This is a genomic window from Variovorax sp. 679 (assembly GCF_003952185.1).
Classification (GTDB): domain Bacteria; phylum Pseudomonadota; class Gammaproteobacteria; order Burkholderiales; family Burkholderiaceae_C; genus Variovorax.
In genome coordinates this window covers 87664-104121 of sequence record NZ_RXFS01000006.1, presented here as the reverse complement: position 1 = coordinate 104121, position 16458 = coordinate 87664, and the positions used below count along the sequence as shown (strand labels likewise).

Here is a 16458-nt window from a genome sequence, read left to right as displayed (position 1 = left end):
TCCAACGCCCACAGATGGGGCGAAGCTTGACGTTCAAAAGATAGCAACGGCGGCCACGAGAGCCACCGCTGCGCCCTTCTTACTCCTGAGGCTCGCGCGGAGCTTGCTGCTGCTCGCCGGCCGGAGCCTCGCTGCGCGGCTGTTGCTGTTGCTCGTTGTTGAAGCGCGGTGCGCGCTCGCCACGGTCGCCACCACGGTCACCACGGTCACCCCGTTCGCGGCGCTCGCCACGGTCACCGCGGTCTTCGCGCGGCGGGCGCTCGCTGTATTCCATGCCGGCCGGACGCTCGGTCAGGGCCTTCATGGACAGCTTGACGCGGCCCTTCTCGTCCGTTTCCAGGACCTTGACCTTCACGATCTGGCCTTCGCTCAGATAGTCGGTCACCTTCTCGACGCGTTCGTGCGCGATCTGGCTGATGTGCAGCAGGCCGTCCTTGCCGGGCAGCAGGTTGATGAGCGCGCCAAAGTCCAGGATCTTCGTGACCGGGCCTTCGTAGACCTTGCCGATTTCGACTTCGGCCGTGATCTGCTCGATGCGCTTCTTGGCCAGCTCGGCCTTTTCCGGATCGGTCGAAGCGATGGTGATGGTGCCGTCTTCGTCGATGTTGATCGTCGTGCCGGTTTCTTCCTGCAGGCCGCGGATGACGGCGCCGCCCTTGCCGATCACGTCGCGGATCTTTTCGGGGTTGATCTTCAGCGTGGTCAGGCGCGGCGCGAACTGCGACACGTCGGACTTGGCTTCGCCCATCGCTTCCTGCATCTTGCCGAGGATGTGCATGCGCGCTTCCTTGGCCTGCGCCAGTGCGACCTGCATGATTTCCTTGGTGATGCCCTGGATCTTGATGTCCATCTGCAAGGCGGTGATGCCGTTGGTCGTACCGGCCACCTTGAAGTCCATGTCGCCCAGGTGATCTTCGTCGCCCAGGATGTCGGTCAGCACCGCGAAGCGGTTGTCTTCCTTGATCAGGCCCATGGCGATGCCGGCCACGTGCGCCTTCATGGGCACACCGGCGTCCATCATCGAGAGGCAGCCGCCACACACCGAAGCCATCGACGACGAGCCGTTCGATTCGGTGATTTCCGACACCACGCGAACCGTGTACGGGAACTCTTCCTTGTTCGGCAGCACGGCAACGAGTGCGCGCTTGGCCAGGCGGCCGTGGCCGATTTCGCGGCGCTTGGTCGAGCCCATGCGGCCCACTTCGCCGGTGGCAAAGGGAGGCATGTTGTAGTGGAACAGGAAGCGGTCTTCGTACTCGCCGGCCAGCGCGTCGATGCGCTGTGCGTCGCGCTCGGTGCCGAGCGTGGTGATGACCAGCGCCTGGGTTTCACCGCGCGTGAACAGGGCCGAGCCGTGGGTGCGGGGCAGCACCGAGTTGCGGATCTCGATGGGGCGCACGGTGCGCGTGTCGCGGCCATCGATGCGGGGCTCGCCCGACAGGATCTGGCTGCGCACGATCTTCGATTCGATGGCGAACAGCAGGTCGCTGACCTTGCCGGCGTCGAATTCGGCGCCTTCGGCCTTCAGTGCCTCGAGCACGCTGGCGTTGGCTTCACGCAGGGCTTGCGTACGGGCCTGCTTGCTGCGGATCTGGTACACAGCGCGCAGCTTGTCTTCGGCCAGGCCCTTGACCTTGGCGACGAAGGCTTCGTCTTCGGCGGGGGCCTTCCAGTCCCACACCGGCTTGCCGGCGTCGCGCACGAGTTCATGGATCGCGTTGATGGCGATGTTGGCCTGTTCGTGGCCGAACACCACGCCACCCAGCATGATTTCTTCGCTGAGCTGCAGGGCTTCGGATTCGACCATCAGCACGGCGGCTTGCGTGCCGGCGACGACGAGGTCCATCTGCGAATCCTTGCGGGCAGTCTGGCCTGGATTCAGCACGTACTGGCCGTTGATGTAGCCCACGCGGGCGGCACCGATCGGGCCGTTGAACGGCACGCCGGAGATCGACAGCGCGGCGCTCACGCCGATCATGGCGGCGATGTCGGCGTCGACTTCGGGGTTCAGCGAAATCGTGTGGATGACCACATGCACTTCGTTCAGGAAACCTTCGGGGAACAGCGGGCGGATCGGGCGGTCGATCAGGCGGCTGGTCAGCGTTTCATGCTCGCTGGGCTTGGCTTCGCGCTTGAAGAAGCTGCCGGGGATCTTGCCGGCGGCGTAGGTCTTCTCGATGTAGTCGACGGTCAGCGGGAAGAAGTCCTGGCCGGGCTTGGCCGACTTGGAGGCGACCACGGTCGCGAGGATGACGGTGCCGTCGATGTCGACGAGCACGGCGCCGCTGGCCTGGCGGGCGATTTCACCCGTTTCCATGACGACGGTCTTGTCGCCCCATTGGAACGACTTGGTGACTTTATTGAAGAGGCTCATGTTTTGCTCCTGTTTTGATAGCGAACTACACGGAGTCCGCAGGTGACGGAGGCTTCTCAGAACACGATGCCATTCCAGCGAAGCTCGGGGCGAACTTCATTGGAATGACACAGCTTCGCTCTGTTTGGGCACTCCGAAAGTGGATCGCGAAGTAAAAAACGCCTGAGCTAGCGGACTAACCCAGGCGTTTTTTCATGCGATTCGATTTACTTGCGCAGACCCAGCTTGGCGATCAGCGCGGTGTAACGGTCGGCGTCCTTGGACTTGAGGTAGTCGAGGAGCTTGCGGCGGCGGCTCACCATGCGCAGCAGGCCGCGACGACCGTGGTGGTCCTTGGCGTGCGTCTTGAAGTGAGGGGTGAGCTCGTTGATGCGGGCGGTCAGCAGTGCGACTTGCACTTCGGGGCTGCCGGTGTCGTTGGCGGCGCGGGCGTTGTCCTTGACAACTTCGGCCTTGATGGAGGCTGCGATCATGTTGATTTCCTTGTTCCGGGATGTTTGACTTGCGGTGTGCGCTGGAACTGCACCCACCGTGCGCCTTGCGGCATGCAAAGCCTTGGAATTATAGCCCGACCGTCCTGATCGGGCTTTCAGGCCCCTTTGAGGGCCTTCCATCGAGTGAAGCCAGCCCCACGGCGCCCAGCACGCAGGCCGCACCGCCGATCTGCGCCAGGCTGATGCTTTCGCCCAGCCAGAGCGCCGCCAGCACCAGCGCCGAGACCGGCAGAACGGCGGTGAAGAGCGCCGCCTCGGCCCCGTTCAGCCGGGAAGATCCGGCAAACCACAGCACGAAGCCCAGCACAGTGGGCACCAGGGCGTAATAGGCCACGCCGGCCAGTGCCTCCACCGGCACGAGATGCTCCCAGGCCCGCTCGAACAGGGCGGGCACCACTGAAAGCAGCAATCCGAAGGCCGTCATCAGCGTAGACAGCGCCAGTGGACGCACCGGCACCCGCAGGCGCTTGTTGAGCAGGATGAACATCGCCTCGCAGATGACCGCGCCCAGTACCAGCAGGTTGCCGGCCAGCGCCGCGGGGGATTTTGAGTCCCCCGCCGAAACCGCCCCCGCCCCTGGCCAACTGATCGCCAGCACCCCCGCCGTCGCCAGCACGATGCTGCCGATCAGGTACCGCCCCGGCCGCTCGCGCAGCGCGATCACCGCGACCAGCGCCGCCACCGCCGGCAAGGTGCCCGCCACCACGCCCGCGCTGGCGGCCGGCGCCCAGCGCACGCCGAGGATCAGCAGCACGGTGTAGCCCACGCTCCCCAGCCCCGCCTGGCACACCAGCAGCGCCAGATCGCGCCGGCCGGGCCGCGGCCACTGCGTGCGGGTCAGCCGCATCAGCACCAGGAACACCGGCAGCGCCATCGCGAACCGCAGTGCGGTCGCGGTGAACGGCGGCAGCCCGCCCGCGATGACCTTGCTGGCCACCACCGTGCTACCCACCGTGACCATTGCCAGCGCACACAGCGCCATGCCCTTCAACCGTTGCGACATCCAGGACCTTCCGCTTTCGAGAAAAGTCCTAGCTTCGCGGCCCGGGCGCGCCGCGTATTGAACGAAATTGCAGCCGACTCAGCCCTTGCCGGACTGCTGCTGCTCCGCCAGCCAGTTGCGCAGCCGCTCCACGCCCTTCACCAGCCGCTGCGGGTCTTTCGACGCGAAGCACCAGCGCAGCCAGCCCTGCGCCTCGGGCGCGAAGGCATTGCCCGGCGCGAGCCCGAGGCCCGCCTCGGCCACCAGCCGCTTGGCCACCTCGAGCGAATCGCCGAAGCCCTCGAGGCGGAAGAAGGCGTACATGCCGCCCTTGGCCGGAGCCACCTGCACACCCGGCAGAGCCGCGAGCAACGGCACCAGCGTGTCGCGGCACTGCTTCAGGTGAGCCACCACCCGCGGCGTGATCTCGGCCGTGTGCTCGATGGCTGCAATGGCGGCGCGCTGCGTGAACACGCTGGCGCACGAGGTGTTGAACTCGATCAGCTTGCCGATGCCGTCCACCATCGACGGCGGCAGCACCAGCCAGCCCAGGCGCCAGCCGGTCATCAGGAAGCTCTTGGAGAAGCTGTGCGTGACAACCAAGCGGTCGGCGGGCTTCGAGATATCGAGGAAGCTCGGCGCGCAGGCGTTGGGCGTCGGCTCGAAGTAGAGCCGCTCGTACACCTCGTCGGCCAGGATCCAGGTGCCGGTCTGGCGGCAATGGTCGAGCACGGCCTGCTGCTCCTCGCGGGTCATGGTCCAGCCCGTGGGGTTGTTCGGCGCATTGACGATCAGCAGCTTCGTCTTCGACGTGACGGCCGCGCGCAGCGCCTGCAGGTCGAGCGTCCACTGGCCGTTCACCGGCACCAGCGGCAGCGTGCGCACGCGTGCACCCATGATCGCGGGCTGCGCCGTGAGGTTGGGCCACACCGGCGTCACGGCGACCACCTCGTCTCCCGCGTCGACCAGCGCCTGCACCGCGAGCATCAGCGCGCTCACGCCGCCCGAAGTGACTGCAATGCGCGATGCATCGACCTTCGGATGCAGCCCGCTGGTGTAACGCGCGATGGCTTCGCGCAGCTCGGGCAGACCGAGGTTGTGGGCGTAGAAGGTCTCGCCGCGTCGCAGCGATTCGATAGCCGCCTGGCGGACCACCTCGGGAGTGACTTCGTCGCTCTCGCCGAACCAGAAGGCCAGCACGTCGTCGCGGCCCATGCCGGCGTTGGCAACTTCGCGGATCTTCGAGGCTTCCAGGTTGTGGATGGCTTCACGCATGTCTGATCGTCCTGTTCATCGTCATCAAGGTCTCTTCATCTTGCACGAGGTCGGCAGTTCGGCGCGTTCGGGGGCGATGGTCTTGACCACGCGGAAGCCGTAGCCGGAGCCCTCGACGTCGAACTGCACGCCCGGCTTGCCCTGCCTGTCCATCACGCCGACCACGAGCTGCTGCTGGAACTGGTGATCTGCCGCGCGCATGCGCCCGCGCTGGCCGTAGAGGCTCACGTCGGCCTGCTCCAACGCGCGCGCAACCGGCACCGCATCGGCGCTGCCCGCCCGCTCGATGGCCTGCACCAGCGCCTCGATCATCAGCTGCAACCGCATGTGCACATAGTCGTCGGCCGGTTTCGGAAAGCGCGTTCGGAAGGCCCGGTAGAAGGCTTCGGACTGGGCCGTCTGCACGTTCGGCAGCCAGTCGGCCACCGCGACCACGCGCCCGATGCCCGCGTCTCCGATGGCCGCCGGCGCGCCCAGCGCATTGCCGTAGAAGGTGTAGAAGCTGCCGTTGAAGCCCGCCTCGCGCGCGGCCTTCACCAGCAGCGTGAGGTCGTTGCCCCAGTTGCCCGTGACGACGGCTTGCGCGCCGCTCGCGATGATCTTGGTGGCATATGGCGCGAAGTCCTTCACCTTGCCCATCGGATGGAGTTCGTCGCCGACGATCTCCACGTCGGGCCGCTGCGCACCGAGCTGCCGGCGCGCTTCGCGCAGCACGGCCTGGCCGAAGCTGTAGTCCTGACCGATCAGGTAGACGCGCTTGAGCGCCGCGTCGTCCCTCACCACGTCCATCAGCGCGGCCATGCGCATGTCGGCATGCGCGTCGAAGCGGAAGTGCCAGAAGCTGCAGCGCTCGTTCGTGAGCGACGGATCGACCGCCGCGTAGTTGAGGAAGATCGCGCGCCGCGAAGGATCGCGCTCGTTGTTCTTGTCGATGGCATCGACCAGCGCCGCGGCCGTGGCCGACGAGTTGCCCTGCAGCACGATGCGCGCGCCATCGTCCAGCGCCGCACGCAGCGCGGAAAGCGCTTCCTCGTTCTGCCCCTTGCTGTCGTAGCGGTCGAGCTGCAGGGGCCGCGCGCCACCCGCCAGCTTGACGCCGCCACGCGCATTCACACGCTCCACCGCCCACAGCAGGTTGCGGAACACAGCCTCGCCGGTGTTGGCGAACGGGCCGCTCATGCTTTCGATGAGGGCCAGGCGGATGGGCGCCGGAGGCGTTTGCGCGAGCGCCGCGAAGGGCTTCGCGCATAGCGCCAGCACCGCGAATTTCAAGGCCTCGCGACGCAAATTAAAGGGGGGATTCATTGTCTTGAAACGCGTGCCGCTGCGCCTAGATGAGGTCTCAAGCGGCACTCACGATTGAACGGCCGCGCAGTGTAAGGGACACACATTCCTTGTCCCGATTGTGTTGATTCAGGAGTTCTTCATCATGTTTTTCGCCCCTACCCTTCGCACCGCCCGCTTTGCTCCCCGCGCCTATGACCGCGCATTCGAGCGCTTCGCCGCGGAGGCCCTCGCCGGCACCCGCCGCTCGCCCCTCGTGGAGCAGGACGAAAAGAGCTGGACCCTCTCGCTCGACGTGCCGGGCTTCGCACGTGAAGACCTCGCGATCAGCATCGAAGGCGCCGTGCTGCGCATCGACAGCAAGGCCGAAGCCAAGCGCCAGTTCAAGGCCGCCTACGAGCTGCCGCAGGACATCGACGTGGCCGCGAGCGAAGCAAAACTCGAGAACGGCGTGCTTACGCTGAAGCTCGGCAAGCTGGTGCCCGTGAGCCAGGCCACGCAGTTGCAAATCAACTAATTCGGCCTATGCCCACAAGAGGAAAATGTTAGTTAAGGCCTCGTTTTGACTTTAAACGAGCACCTTATTCACAATAGCGCTGGATAACGTCACATGATGTGACGTTTTCTTAGAACTTTCTTCTTCGTGGGCGTCTTGTAAACGCACTGAACTAGCTACGGTGCGGTTCGGGTGCCCCCAAAAGGCACCATGAAAACGCACCTTCAACCCGCCAATCCCAACGAACAGTCCGACACGCTCCTGGTGTTCCTCCCCGGGGCATATCTGAAGCCCGACGAGTTCGAACGCGAGGGATTCATCGCCGCAGTGCGCGAACGTCACCTGGCGGCCGACGCCCTGCTGGTGGACGCGGACGTCTCCTACTACTACGAGCAGACGCTGAGCGATCGCCTGCACACCGAAGTGATCGAGCCGCAGCGCGCCAAGGGCTACAAGTCGATCTGGCTCGTCGGCATTTCCATCGGCGGCTTCGGCGCGCTGATCCACGAACTGGCACGGCCAGGCTCCGTGGACGGCATCGTGGCCCTCGCACCCTACCTGGGTCGCCGCGTGCTCGGCGCGGAAATCAAGAAGGCCGGCGGCCTTCGCGCCTGGCAGGCGCCTACCGGCCCCCAGCCCGACGAGGAGCCCGACCGCAAGCTCTGGCCCTTCTTCCAGCAGTACCTGTCGGCCAAGCCTTCGAAGAACCTGCCGCGGCTCTACCTGGGCTTCGGCCTGGATGACCGCTTCGCCAGCAACCACAAGCTGCTCGCCGACGCGCTGCCGCCGGAGCAGGTCTTCACGATCGAGGGTGGCCACGACTGGCCGCAATGGCGCCAGCTCTGGCGCAACGTGCTGGACGTGCTGCCGCTGCCAGCCATCGGCCGGCCGTCAAAGCAAACGATTACGCAGTCTCAGGTAACGCGGCCTCAGGCAGCGAAAGCGACGCCATGGGCCATCGCGGCCTGACGTCGAAGGCATAGCGCTCGCTAGCCTGCGACAGGCCCGACTGCAGGCGCATCGCGGCGGCCATGGCGATCATGGCGCCGTTGTCGGTGCACAGGTGCAGCTCGGGGTAGTGCACGCGCACCTTGCGCTTCGCACACGCGGCATTCAGTTGCTCGCGCAGGCTCCTGTTGGCCCCCACCCCACCGGCCACCACCAGCCGCTTGAGGCCGGTCTGGTCGAGCGCGGCAAGCGATTTCTTCAGCAGCACCTCGACGATGGCCGCCTGCGTGGACGCGGCCAGGTCCGCCTTGCGGGCCTCGAGCTGGTCGCCGAGCTTCTTGGCCTGCGTGAGCACGGCCGTCTTCAAGCCGGCAAAGGAAAAATCGAGATCGCCGCTGTGCAGCAGCGGACGCGGCAGCTTGAAGGCCACGGCATCGCCGCCTTCAGCCAGCTTCGCCAGCCACGGCCCGCCGGGATACGGCAGGCCCATGAGCTTGGCGCTCTTGTCGAATGCTTCGCCAGCAGCATCGTCGATGGTCTCGCCAAGCAGCTCGTAGCGGCCCACGCCGTCCACGCGCATCAGCTGCGTGTGGCCGCCCGAAACCAGCAGCGCGACGAACGGAAACTCCGGCGGATCGGCGCTCAGGAACGGCGACAGCAGATGCCCTTCGAGGTGATGCACTCCAAGCACCGGCTTGCCCAGCGCAACGCCCAGCGCGCAGGCCACGCCGGCGCCCACCAGCAGAGCGCCCGCCAGCCCGGGCCCGCGCGTATAGGCCACCACGTCGATCTCTTCGAGCGAGCGCCCTGCTTCGGCCATGACGGCCTCGGTCAGCGGCAGCACGCGACGGATGTGGTCGCGGCTCGCCAGTTCGGGCACCACGCCGCCGTAGGCCTGGTGCATGGCGATCTGGCTGTGCAATGCGTGCGAACGCAGCAGCGGCAGCGCGTCGCCTTGCGACTCGACCAGCGCCACGCCGGTTTCGTCGCAGGATGATTCGATTCCCAACAAGAGCATGCCGCCGAGTGTAGGCGGCACCCCCTGCCGGCGCCCGCGAAGGGGCAAGCGACGACGATTTCCGCGTCCCGAGGCACGGATGTTGCAGTGACGGAGCCAGAGCCCCGCGCCCCCACCATGAAATCCGGACTGAGCTTCCTCATCGCTGCCCGCCGCTGCGAAATCGACGAGCTGGACCGGCTCGCCCGCACCAGCGAGCTGGTGGGCGTGATCGGCCGGCTGGTTCACGCGCTGCAGCGCGAGCGCGGCATGTCGAACATGTTCCTCACCTCGCGCGGCGGCCGCTTCGCCGACCAGCGCGGCCCGCAGATCGCCGAATGCATGGCGCTCGAGCAGGAGGTCCGCACCTGCTTCGACCAGCTCGAGGCCGACAACTACCACCGCGGCTCGGACGCGGGCAACAACGCACGCCTGTTCAGCCGAATCGCCTGGGTGCTGCCGGGCCTGGACGCCCTGCCCGGCCTGCGCCGCCGGATCGATGCGTTCGAGCTGAAGCCGGCGCAGTCGACCGCTGCCTTCGCCAAGCTCGTCGCCGGCCTGCTCTCGGTGGTGTTCGAGGCGGCCGACGGCGCCACCGACCCCGAGATCTCGCGCCTGCTGGTCGCGATGTTCAACTTCATGCAGGGCAAGGAGTTCGCCGGCCAGGAGCGCGCCTTCGGTGCCGCCACGCTCGCCCTGGGCCGCAGCGAAGACGCGCAGCGCCTGCAATGGCTGCACCTCATCGAATCGCAGGAGCGCTGCTTCCAGGTGTTCACCGATTTCTCGGGCGAGGCCGTGCTCGCGCTCTGGCGCGAAAGCCAGCCCGACACCGAAGTGGCCGAGCTCGAGCGCATCCGCCGGCGCGGCACCGTCTCCGCGCCGGCCGACGTGCCGCTCAGCCAGGCCTGGTTCGACTGCTGCACCCGCCGCATCGACGCCATGAAGACCGTCGAGGACCGCCTGGCCGCCGACCTGCGCGCGCTGTGCGAGCACAAGACCGCGCAGGCCCGCAGCGAGTTGCGCGAATACCGGCAGCTGCTCGACACGCTGACGCCGCAGGCCGGCGCCCTCTTCTTCGACGATGCCGACGCGCAGGCGGCCGCGCCCGCCCAGTTCGGCCGCCACCTCGAGCGCTCGGTGCTCGACATGGTCCAGGAGCAGTCGCACCGCCTGCAGGCCATGAGCGACGAGCTCGAGACCGTGCGCGCCTCGCTCAACGAACGCAAGATCGTCGAGCGCGCCAAGGGCCTGCTGATGGCGCATCGCCGCCTCAGCGAGGAAGAAGCCCACAAGATGCTGCGGCAGACCGCCATGAACCAGAAGCGCCGCCTGGTCGACGTGGCCGAGTCGATGCTGGCGATGGCCGACTACCTGCCCATGCTCGACCGCGCACCGCCGCGTTGAGGCGGCCGCGCCGTTCAACTTGGTGCACCGCACAACAACCGTGCCATCGGCACCTGCCGGCCCGATCGGTCCTTCACCCGCGAAGCCCTGCCGCATCCAGCTACTTTCCTGATAGCAGCCGGTATATCGCAGAGCTGGCACACCGCTTGCAAGCAACAAGTTCACAGGCCCTCGATGGGCCTTCAGGCAGGCGGCACCCAACGGCGGGTGTCTCCCACCGAACCGGACAAAGGCGTCCCCATCCCGCAAGGGCTCGTTTTCGAGCAGCCCCTGCGCGGTGCGGACGCCTTTTCGTTTTTGCATTTCTTGTTTGTTGTTTGTCTTCAACCGGAGCCCCGCCCCATGACCGACCTGCTCAAAACCCGCCTCAGCCGACGCCGCGTCCTGCAAGCCGCAGCCATCGGCGCAGTGGGCATCGATCCCGCCCTGCGCGCGGCCGTCTGGGCCCAGGGCTCGGACAAGCCCGAGAAGGAAGAAGTGAAGATCGGCTTCATCCCGCTGACCGACTGCGCCAGCGTGGTGATGGCCTCGGTGCTGGGCATCGACAAGAAGTACGGCGTGAAGATCGTGCCCAGCAAGGAAGCCAGCTGGGCCGGCGTGCGCGACAAGCTGGCCAACGGCGAGCTGGATTTCGCCCACGTGCTCTACGGCCTGGTCTACGGCATGCACCTCGGCCTGAGCGGCCCGAAGAAGGACATGGCCGTGCTCATGACCCTCAACAACAACGGCCAGGCCATCACGCTGTCGAAGAAGCTCGCAGACAAGGGCGCGGTCGATGCGGCCTCGCTCGCCAAGCTCATCGCCAGCGAGAAGCGCGAATACACCTTCGCGCAGACCTTCCCCACCGGCACGCACGCCATGTGGCTCTACTACTGGCTCGCGTCGGCCGGCATCGACCCGTTCAAGGACGTGAAGAACATCACCGTGCCGCCTCCCCAGATGGTGGCCAACATGCGCGTGGGCAACATGGACGGCTACTGCGTGGGCGAGCCCTGGGGCCAGCGCGCCATCATGGACGGCATCGGCATCACGGCCATCACCACGCAGGACATCTGGAAGGACCACCCCGAGAAGGTGCTCGGCACCACGGCCGAGTTCGCGAAGAAGTACCCGAACACCGCACGCGCCGTGACCGCCGCCATCCTCGAGGCCAGCAAGTGGATCGACGCCGGCCTGCAGAACAAGAACAAGATGGCCGAGACCATCGCCGACAAGAGCTACGTCAACACCAGCGTGGACGCCATCAACCAGCGCATCCTGGGCCGCTACACCAACGGCCTCGGCAAGAGCTGGGACGACCCCAACCACATGAAGTTCTACAACGGCGGTGCCGTGACCTTCCCGTACCTGTCTGACGGCATGTGGTTCCTCACGCAGCACAAGCGCTGGGGCCTGCTGAAGGAGCACCCCGACTACCTGAAGGTGGCCACCGAGATCAACCGCATCGACATCTACAAGCAGGCCGCCGCCGCCACGCAGACGCCGGTGCCCAAGGAAGTCATGCGCACCAGCAAGCTGTTCGACGGCTCGGTCTGGGACGGCAAGGACCCGAAGAAGTACGCCGAGTCGTTCAAGCTCCATGCATAGGGAGAACACCATGGTCAGCGCAGTCTTTCACTCACCGCTGGAGGTAGCCGCCGCACAGGTGGCCCCTTCCGTCGCGGCCAGGCCGGCAGCCCCTGTTGCGGCCGCCCCCCAGCCCACGCCCGCCCCGGCACCCGAGCCGCGGACGCGCACACCCATCGACCTGCGCGCCTTCTGGATGTGCGTGCTGCCGCCGCTCGCCGGCTTCGGCCTGCTGCTGCTGATCTGGGAGGTGGTGGCCATGAAGAGCACCACCGGCTTCCCCACGCCCGCAGCCACCTGGCAGCAGGCCGTGACGGTGTTCAGCGACCCGTTCTACAGCAAGGGCCCCAACGACCAGGGCGTGGGCTGGAACGTGCTCTCGTCGCTGCAGCGCGTGGCGCTGGGTTTCGGGCTCGCGGCGCTGGTCGGCATTCCGGCCGGCTTCGCCATCGGACGCTTCGAGTTCCTCTCGCGCATGTTCAATCCGCTGATCAGCCTGCTGCGCCCCGTGTCGCCGCTGGCCTGGCTGCCCATCGGCCTGCTGGTGTTCAAGGGCGCCAACCCGGCGGCCATCTGGACCATCTTCATCTGCTCGATCTGGCCGATGGTCATCAACACCGCCGTGGGCGTGCAGCGCGTGCCCACCGACTACATGAACGTGGCCAAGGTGCTGAACCTCAGCGAATGGAAGATCCTCACCAAGATCCTCTTCCCCGCCGTGCTGCCCTACATGCTGACCGGCGTGCGGCTGGCCGTGGGCACCGCCTGGCTGGTGATCGTGGCGGCCGAGATGCTCACCGGCGGCGTCGGCATCGGCTTCTGGGTGTGGGACGAGTGGAACAACCTCAACGTCGCCAACATCATCATCGCGATCTTCGTGATCGGCATCGTGGGGCTGGTGCTGGAGTTCGCGCTCATCAAGCTGGCAACGGCATTCACGTTCGAAGAGGTGAAGTCATGACCGACGACAGCAAGTACATCGAGATCCACGGCGTCGAGCAGGCTTTCAAGACGCCCAAGGGCCGCTTCGTCGCACTGCGCGACGTGAACCTGAACGTGGCCAAGGGCGAGTTCATCACGCTCATCGGCCACTCGGGCTGCGGCAAGTCGACGCTGCTGAACCTGATCGCCGGGCTCACCACGCCCACCGAAGGCTCGCTGTTGTGCGCCAACAAGGAGATCAAGGGCCCCGGCCCCGAGCGCGCGGTGGTGTTCCAGAACCACTCGCTGTTGCCCTGGCTCACCTGCTTCGAGAACGTCTACCTCGCGGTCGAGCGCGTGTTCGCGGCCACCGAGAGCAAGGCGCAGCTTCGTGCTCGCACCGACGCCGCGCTGGCGCTGGTCGGCCTCACGCCCGCCGCGCAGAAGCGCCCCGGCGAAATCTCCGGCGGCATGAAGCAGCGCGTGGGCATTGCGCGCGCGCTGTCGATGGAACCCAAGGTGCTGCTGATGGACGAGCCCTTCGGCGCGCTCGACGCACTCACCCGCGCCAAGCTGCAGGACGAGCTGCTGGCCATCGTGCAGAAGACGCACAGCACTGTCGTCATGGTCACGCACGACGTCGACGAGGCCGTGCTGCTGAGCGACCGCATCGTGATGCTGACCAACGGGCCGGCAGCCACCATCGGCGAGGTGCTTTCGGTGGACATTCCGCGCCCGCGCAACCGTGTCGAGCTGGCCGAGGATCCGGTCTACGTGCACGCCCGCAAGGCGGTGATCGACTTCCTCTACACGCGCCAGACGCACGTGGAGAAGGTCGCGGCCTGACGCTGTACGCGCGCCAGCACCAACGGCGTCAAGACATGATGACCTGGAGGCTGTGCTCGTACGACGCCGTAAGGCGCTCGAAGGTGTCGACCAGCACCTCGCTGGAACGCACCAGCGTGGCGCGGCCGTCGGCGCTGTCGAGTGCCTGCACGCCGCCGACCAGCCGCAGCCATTCGTCGCGGGCGCTGGCCAGCGCGGCGCGGATCTCGGTGGTGCTGAGCGGCGCGTGCTCCAGTTCGAGCAACGCGGCCTCGAACTCGGCCATGGTCGGCACCAACCGCGCGTTCGCGGCTTTCTCTTTCAGCGCGGCGGCCAGCAGCGCGTCCTTGGCCAGCCGCTGCGCACGCATGCGCTGCCGCCCGCAGATGTTGACGATGCGCAGCGCGCGCCGCGCCCCCGAGGTTTCGAGCGCCTCGGTCAGGGCTTCGGCGGCGGCCAGCAGCACGTCGGCGCGCCGGTCGATGTCGGCCAGCCCTTCCGCCGTGGGCCGTGCCGTCAGCGCGGCGGCGAGCCCGCTCCATGCCGCTTGCGCTTCCTCGAGCGCCTGCGCACCAGCCGCACCGAGCCCGAGGGTCGCCAGGTGATCGAGGTTCTGCTGCACCCGCTCGGCCGACTGCGTGCGCAGCACCCTCGCCCGCTGCGCATCGATGCCGCCCAGCAGTTGCGCAGCCACGCGCACCAGCCGCTGCGAGAGCATGCGCAGCTGCCCGGCGCGGTTGATCGCATCGGCCCACTGCGCCGCCTCGATGACCGAGCGCGACACCTCGCCAAGCCGCAGGTTGGCATGCATCGCGGCGCCACGCAGCAACCCGAAGGCCTCGTCCTCTCCGATGCCGCGCGCGGACATCAGCAGGCCCTTGGCGCGGTCGACCCACTTGCGTTCGTCCATGCGGGTGCGCAGGCTCTCCAGTTCGGTGCGCAGGGCGGCCTCGCGCTGCCAGCGAGCTTGGGCGCGGGCGGTCAAAGCGGCGATCGATCCGGCATCGAAGGCGTCGATCTGCATCCACGCATCGACGCCGAGCCCGACCAGTTCTTCGTGCTGGGCACCGCTCAATGGCGCGCTGGCAAGGCTCAGCGCGCACGGCGGCAGGCCGGACCATGCTCGCAAGGCATCGAGCAACGCAGGCGTAACCACGGGCAACCAGATCAGCGCCTGCCGGGGAGCCAGCGCCTCGACCTGCCGCGCGAAGCCGCCGCAGTCCGCAAGGCCCAGCACCTCGAGCCCGGCGCCGGACAGCGCCTGCGCAAGCGCCTCTGGCAGCACGAGGCCGGCGGGTTCATCGGGCAGGACAACAAGAAGCGACATCTTCGTGGGAAAGCGGTGTGGGAACGCACCGCGAGCATAGGCCACGCCAGCGCGAACCCGCGGGCACGCCTCTTGCATGAAACAGGGCGCGGTGTAACGAAGCACCGCTTTGGTGAAGAGGCTGCAGGCTCCTGCATCCGGCTCGGTCTTGCACAGGCCGCGCGCACCTCCACGCCGACAGCGTCCGCTGCCGGCACTCCGCCCCCAACCCCGTCCGTCGACACGACCTCTCCAGGGTCGCGCCGCGGCTTTTCGCATCTTTGAACGCCATGTCCGGTTTCAGGAATTTCTTGCAGTCAGGCCACAGTCCGACACTGTTCGCGGCCTTCCTGTACTTCTCGTTCTCCTGCTGCATCTGGGTGCTGAACGGCGCCATGGCGCCCTTCATCGGCGAGACCTTCAACCTCTCGCCGGCGCAGAAGGGCCTGATGCTGTCGGTGCCGATCATCGCGGGCGCACTCATGCGCTTTCCGCTGGGCATCCTCTCGCAGTACATCGGCCGCAAGAAGGCCACGCTGGTCGAGATGGCGCTGATCGCGGTGGCGATGCTCTTCGGCTTCTTCTTCGTCAAGAGCTTCAACGACCTGCTCGCCATGGGCGTGCTGCTGGGCATCGCGGGCGCGAGCTTCGGCGTGGCGCTGTCGCTGGGCTCGGGCTGGTTCCCGCCGCAGCACAAGGGCCTGGCCATGGGCCTGGTGGGCGCGGGCAACGTGGGCACGGCCGTGTCGGTGCTGGTGGCGCCGCCGCTGGCGAACTGGCTGGGCTGGCAGGCGGTGTACGGCGTGGCCGCCATCGCCATCCTCATCCCGATGGTGGTGATGGTGCTCTTCGCCAAGGAGCCGCCGGATGTGAACGCCCATTCGAGCTTCCGCGAGCACATCGCCTGCCTGTTCGAGAAGGACGGCTGGGTGTTCAGCCTGATCTACGGCGTGACCTTCGGCGGCTTCATCGGCCTCACGACCTTCCTGCCCTCGTACTACTACGACCAGTTCGGCGTGAGCAAGGTGCAGGCGGGCCAGCTGACCATGCTCGCGGCCTTCATGGGCGCGGCGGTGCGCATCGTGGGCGGCTGGATCTCCGACCGCTGGGGCGGCGTCAACACGCTCACCGTGGTGCTGCTGGTAGTGGCCGTGAGCCTCGTGCTGGTGGGTTTTTCTTCAGGCTCGCTGACCGTCACCACGCTGGTGCTCATCGTGTGCTTCGCCGCGCTGGGCGCGGGCAACGGCGCGCTGTTCCAGCTGGTGCCGCTGCGCTGGCCCGCGAGCACGGCGGTGGCCGGCTCGATGATCGGCGAGATCGGCGCGCTGGGCGGCGGCCTCGTGCCCAACGCCATGGGCCTGTCGAAGCAGTACCTGGGCAGCTACCTCTGGGGCTTCGTCTTCTTCGCGGCGCTGTCGCTGGTGATGCTGGGCGTGATGCGCGTGATGCAGATCCGCTGGACCCGCACCTGGGCCGAGAAGGGTGGCCGTGCGCGCGTCGCTCCGGCGCACAGGCCCGGTTCGCAACCTGCGAGGCGCTCCGCATGAATCCGCGTGCCCCTATGCCAGGAACACCGTGGAACCGGC

The 16458-nt window shown here is 67.0% G+C and carries 14 protein-coding genes; 7 read left to right on the top strand and 7 right to left on the bottom strand.

Going from position 1 to position 16458, the window contains the following annotated elements:
- Positions 1 to 79 precede the first annotated feature (79 nt).
- From pnp to EJO71_RS16280, 5 genes are all read right to left on the bottom strand, one after another.
- Entirely contained in the window at positions 80 to 2374 is a 2295-nt protein-coding gene (gene pnp, locus EJO71_RS16300; RefSeq protein WP_125950020.1) for a polyribonucleotide nucleotidyltransferase, read from the bottom strand.
- A gap of 206 nt (positions 2375 to 2580) precedes the next feature.
- The gene (gene rpsO / locus EJO71_RS16295) at positions 2581 to 2847 is read right to left on the bottom strand and encodes a 30S ribosomal protein S15 (protein ID WP_007837783.1); all 267 of its coding nucleotides are present in this window, start codon (positions 2845 to 2847) and stop codon (positions 2581 to 2583) included.
- An 88-nt stretch (positions 2848 to 2935) separates the two neighbouring features.
- The gene (locus EJO71_RS16290) at positions 2936 to 3871 is read right to left on the bottom strand and encodes a DMT family transporter (protein WP_125950021.1); all 936 of its coding nucleotides are present in this window, start codon (positions 3869 to 3871) and stop codon (positions 2936 to 2938) included.
- A gap of 78 nt (positions 3872 to 3949) precedes the next feature.
- The gene (locus tag EJO71_RS16285) at positions 3950 to 5125 is read right to left on the bottom strand and encodes a pyridoxal phosphate-dependent aminotransferase (protein ID WP_125950022.1); all 1176 of its coding nucleotides are present in this window, start codon (positions 5123 to 5125) and stop codon (positions 3950 to 3952) included.
- Positions 5126 to 5149: 24 nt separating this feature from the next.
- Complete coding sequence (locus tag EJO71_RS16280) at positions 5150 to 6430, bottom strand: branched-chain amino acid ABC transporter substrate-binding protein (RefSeq protein ID WP_125950023.1); 1281 nt, start codon at positions 6428 to 6430, stop codon at positions 5150 to 5152.
- Positions 6431 to 6554: 124 nt separating this feature from the next.
- On the opposite strand from EJO71_RS16280, the gene EJO71_RS16275 reads away from it, so the two are divergent.
- Entirely contained in the window at positions 6555 to 6926 is a 372-nt protein-coding gene (locus tag EJO71_RS16275; RefSeq protein WP_125950024.1) for an Hsp20/alpha crystallin family protein, read from the top strand.
- Positions 6927 to 7115: 189 nt separating this feature from the next.
- Positions 7116 to 7874 (top strand): alpha/beta fold hydrolase, encoded by a 759-nt coding sequence (locus tag EJO71_RS16270; protein WP_125950025.1) that lies wholly within the window; start codon positions 7116 to 7118, stop codon positions 7872 to 7874.
- On the opposite strand, the gene tsaD is transcribed toward EJO71_RS16270, so the two are convergent.
- Positions 7810 to 8871 (bottom strand): tRNA (adenosine(37)-N6)-threonylcarbamoyltransferase complex transferase subunit TsaD, encoded by a 1062-nt coding sequence (gene tsaD, locus EJO71_RS16265; RefSeq protein WP_125950026.1) that lies wholly within the window; start codon positions 8869 to 8871, stop codon positions 7810 to 7812. The two genes, EJO71_RS16270 and tsaD, sit on opposite strands and share 65 nt — an antisense overlap.
- Before the next feature lie 117 nt (positions 8872 to 8988).
- On the opposite strand from tsaD, the gene EJO71_RS16260 reads away from it, so the two are divergent.
- From EJO71_RS16260 to EJO71_RS16245, 4 genes are all read left to right on the top strand, one after another.
- A complete protein-coding gene (locus EJO71_RS16260) occupies positions 8989 to 10254 on the top strand; it encodes a nitrate regulatory protein (protein WP_125950027.1) in 1266 nt (421 codons plus the stop codon).
- Positions 10255 to 10596: 342 nt separating this feature from the next.
- Complete coding sequence (locus EJO71_RS16255) at positions 10597 to 11841, top strand: CmpA/NrtA family ABC transporter substrate-binding protein (protein ID WP_125950028.1); 1245 nt, start codon at positions 10597 to 10599, stop codon at positions 11839 to 11841.
- A gap of 10 nt (positions 11842 to 11851) precedes the next feature.
- Positions 11852 to 12781: a nitrate ABC transporter permease gene (ntrB, locus tag EJO71_RS16250; protein WP_125950029.1), complete on the top strand. Its 930-nt coding sequence runs from the start codon at positions 11852 to 11854 to the stop codon at positions 12779 to 12781.
- On the top strand, positions 12778 to 13587 hold the full coding sequence (locus EJO71_RS16245; protein WP_125950030.1) for an ABC transporter ATP-binding protein: 810 nt from the start codon (positions 12778 to 12780) through the stop codon (positions 13585 to 13587). The genes ntrB and EJO71_RS16245 overlap by 4 nt, the downstream gene beginning before the upstream one ends.
- Before the next feature lie 28 nt (positions 13588 to 13615).
- On the opposite strand, the gene EJO71_RS16240 is transcribed toward EJO71_RS16245, so the two are convergent.
- Entirely contained in the window at positions 13616 to 14893 is a 1278-nt protein-coding gene (locus EJO71_RS16240) for an ANTAR domain-containing protein (protein WP_240651439.1), read from the bottom strand.
- A gap of 269 nt (positions 14894 to 15162) precedes the next feature.
- Between EJO71_RS16240 and EJO71_RS16235 the strand changes: the two genes are divergently transcribed.
- Positions 15163 to 16419: an MFS transporter gene (locus EJO71_RS16235; protein WP_125950032.1), complete on the top strand. Its 1257-nt coding sequence runs from the start codon at positions 15163 to 15165 to the stop codon at positions 16417 to 16419.
- The last annotated feature ends 39 nt before the right edge of the window (positions 16420 to 16458 follow it).

Bases quoted from the DNA above. Each gene is read 5' to 3' on its own strand.
- pnp (WP_125950020.1), bottom strand. From the start codon at position 2,374: ATGAGCCTCTTCAATAAAGTCACCAAGTCGTTCCAATGGGGCGACAAG.
- rpsO (WP_007837783.1), bottom strand. From the start codon at position 2,847: ATGATCGCAGCCTCCATCAAGGCCGAAGTTGTCAAGGACAACGCCCGC.
- EJO71_RS16290 (WP_125950021.1), bottom strand. From the start codon at position 3,871: ATGTCGCAACGGTTGAAGGGCATGGCGCTGTGTGCGCTGGCAATGGTC.
- EJO71_RS16285 (WP_125950022.1), bottom strand. From the start codon at position 5,125: ATGCGTGAAGCCATCCACAACCTGGAAGCCTCGAAGATCCGCGAAGTT.
- EJO71_RS16280 (WP_125950023.1), bottom strand. From the start codon at position 6,430: ATGAATCCCCCCTTTAATTTGCGTCGCGAGGCCTTGAAATTCGCGGTG.
- EJO71_RS16275 (WP_125950024.1), top strand. From the start codon at position 6,555: ATGTTTTTCGCCCCTACCCTTCGCACCGCCCGCTTTGCTCCCCGCGCC.
- EJO71_RS16270 (WP_125950025.1), top strand. From the start codon at position 7,116: ATGAAAACGCACCTTCAACCCGCCAATCCCAACGAACAGTCCGACACG.
- tsaD (WP_125950026.1), bottom strand. From the start codon at position 8,871: ATGCTCTTGTTGGGAATCGAATCATCCTGCGACGAAACCGGCGTGGCG.
- EJO71_RS16260 (WP_125950027.1), top strand. From the start codon at position 8,989: ATGAAATCCGGACTGAGCTTCCTCATCGCTGCCCGCCGCTGCGAAATC.
- EJO71_RS16255 (WP_125950028.1), top strand. From the start codon at position 10,597: ATGACCGACCTGCTCAAAACCCGCCTCAGCCGACGCCGCGTCCTGCAA.
- ntrB (WP_125950029.1), top strand. From the start codon at position 11,852: ATGGTCAGCGCAGTCTTTCACTCACCGCTGGAGGTAGCCGCCGCACAG.
- EJO71_RS16245 (WP_125950030.1), top strand. From the start codon at position 12,778: ATGACCGACGACAGCAAGTACATCGAGATCCACGGCGTCGAGCAGGCT.
- EJO71_RS16240 (WP_240651439.1), bottom strand. From the start codon at position 14,893: ATGTCGCTTCTTGTTGTCCTGCCCGATGAACCCGCCGGCCTCGTGCTG.
- EJO71_RS16235 (WP_125950032.1), top strand. From the start codon at position 15,163: ATGTCCGGTTTCAGGAATTTCTTGCAGTCAGGCCACAGTCCGACACTG.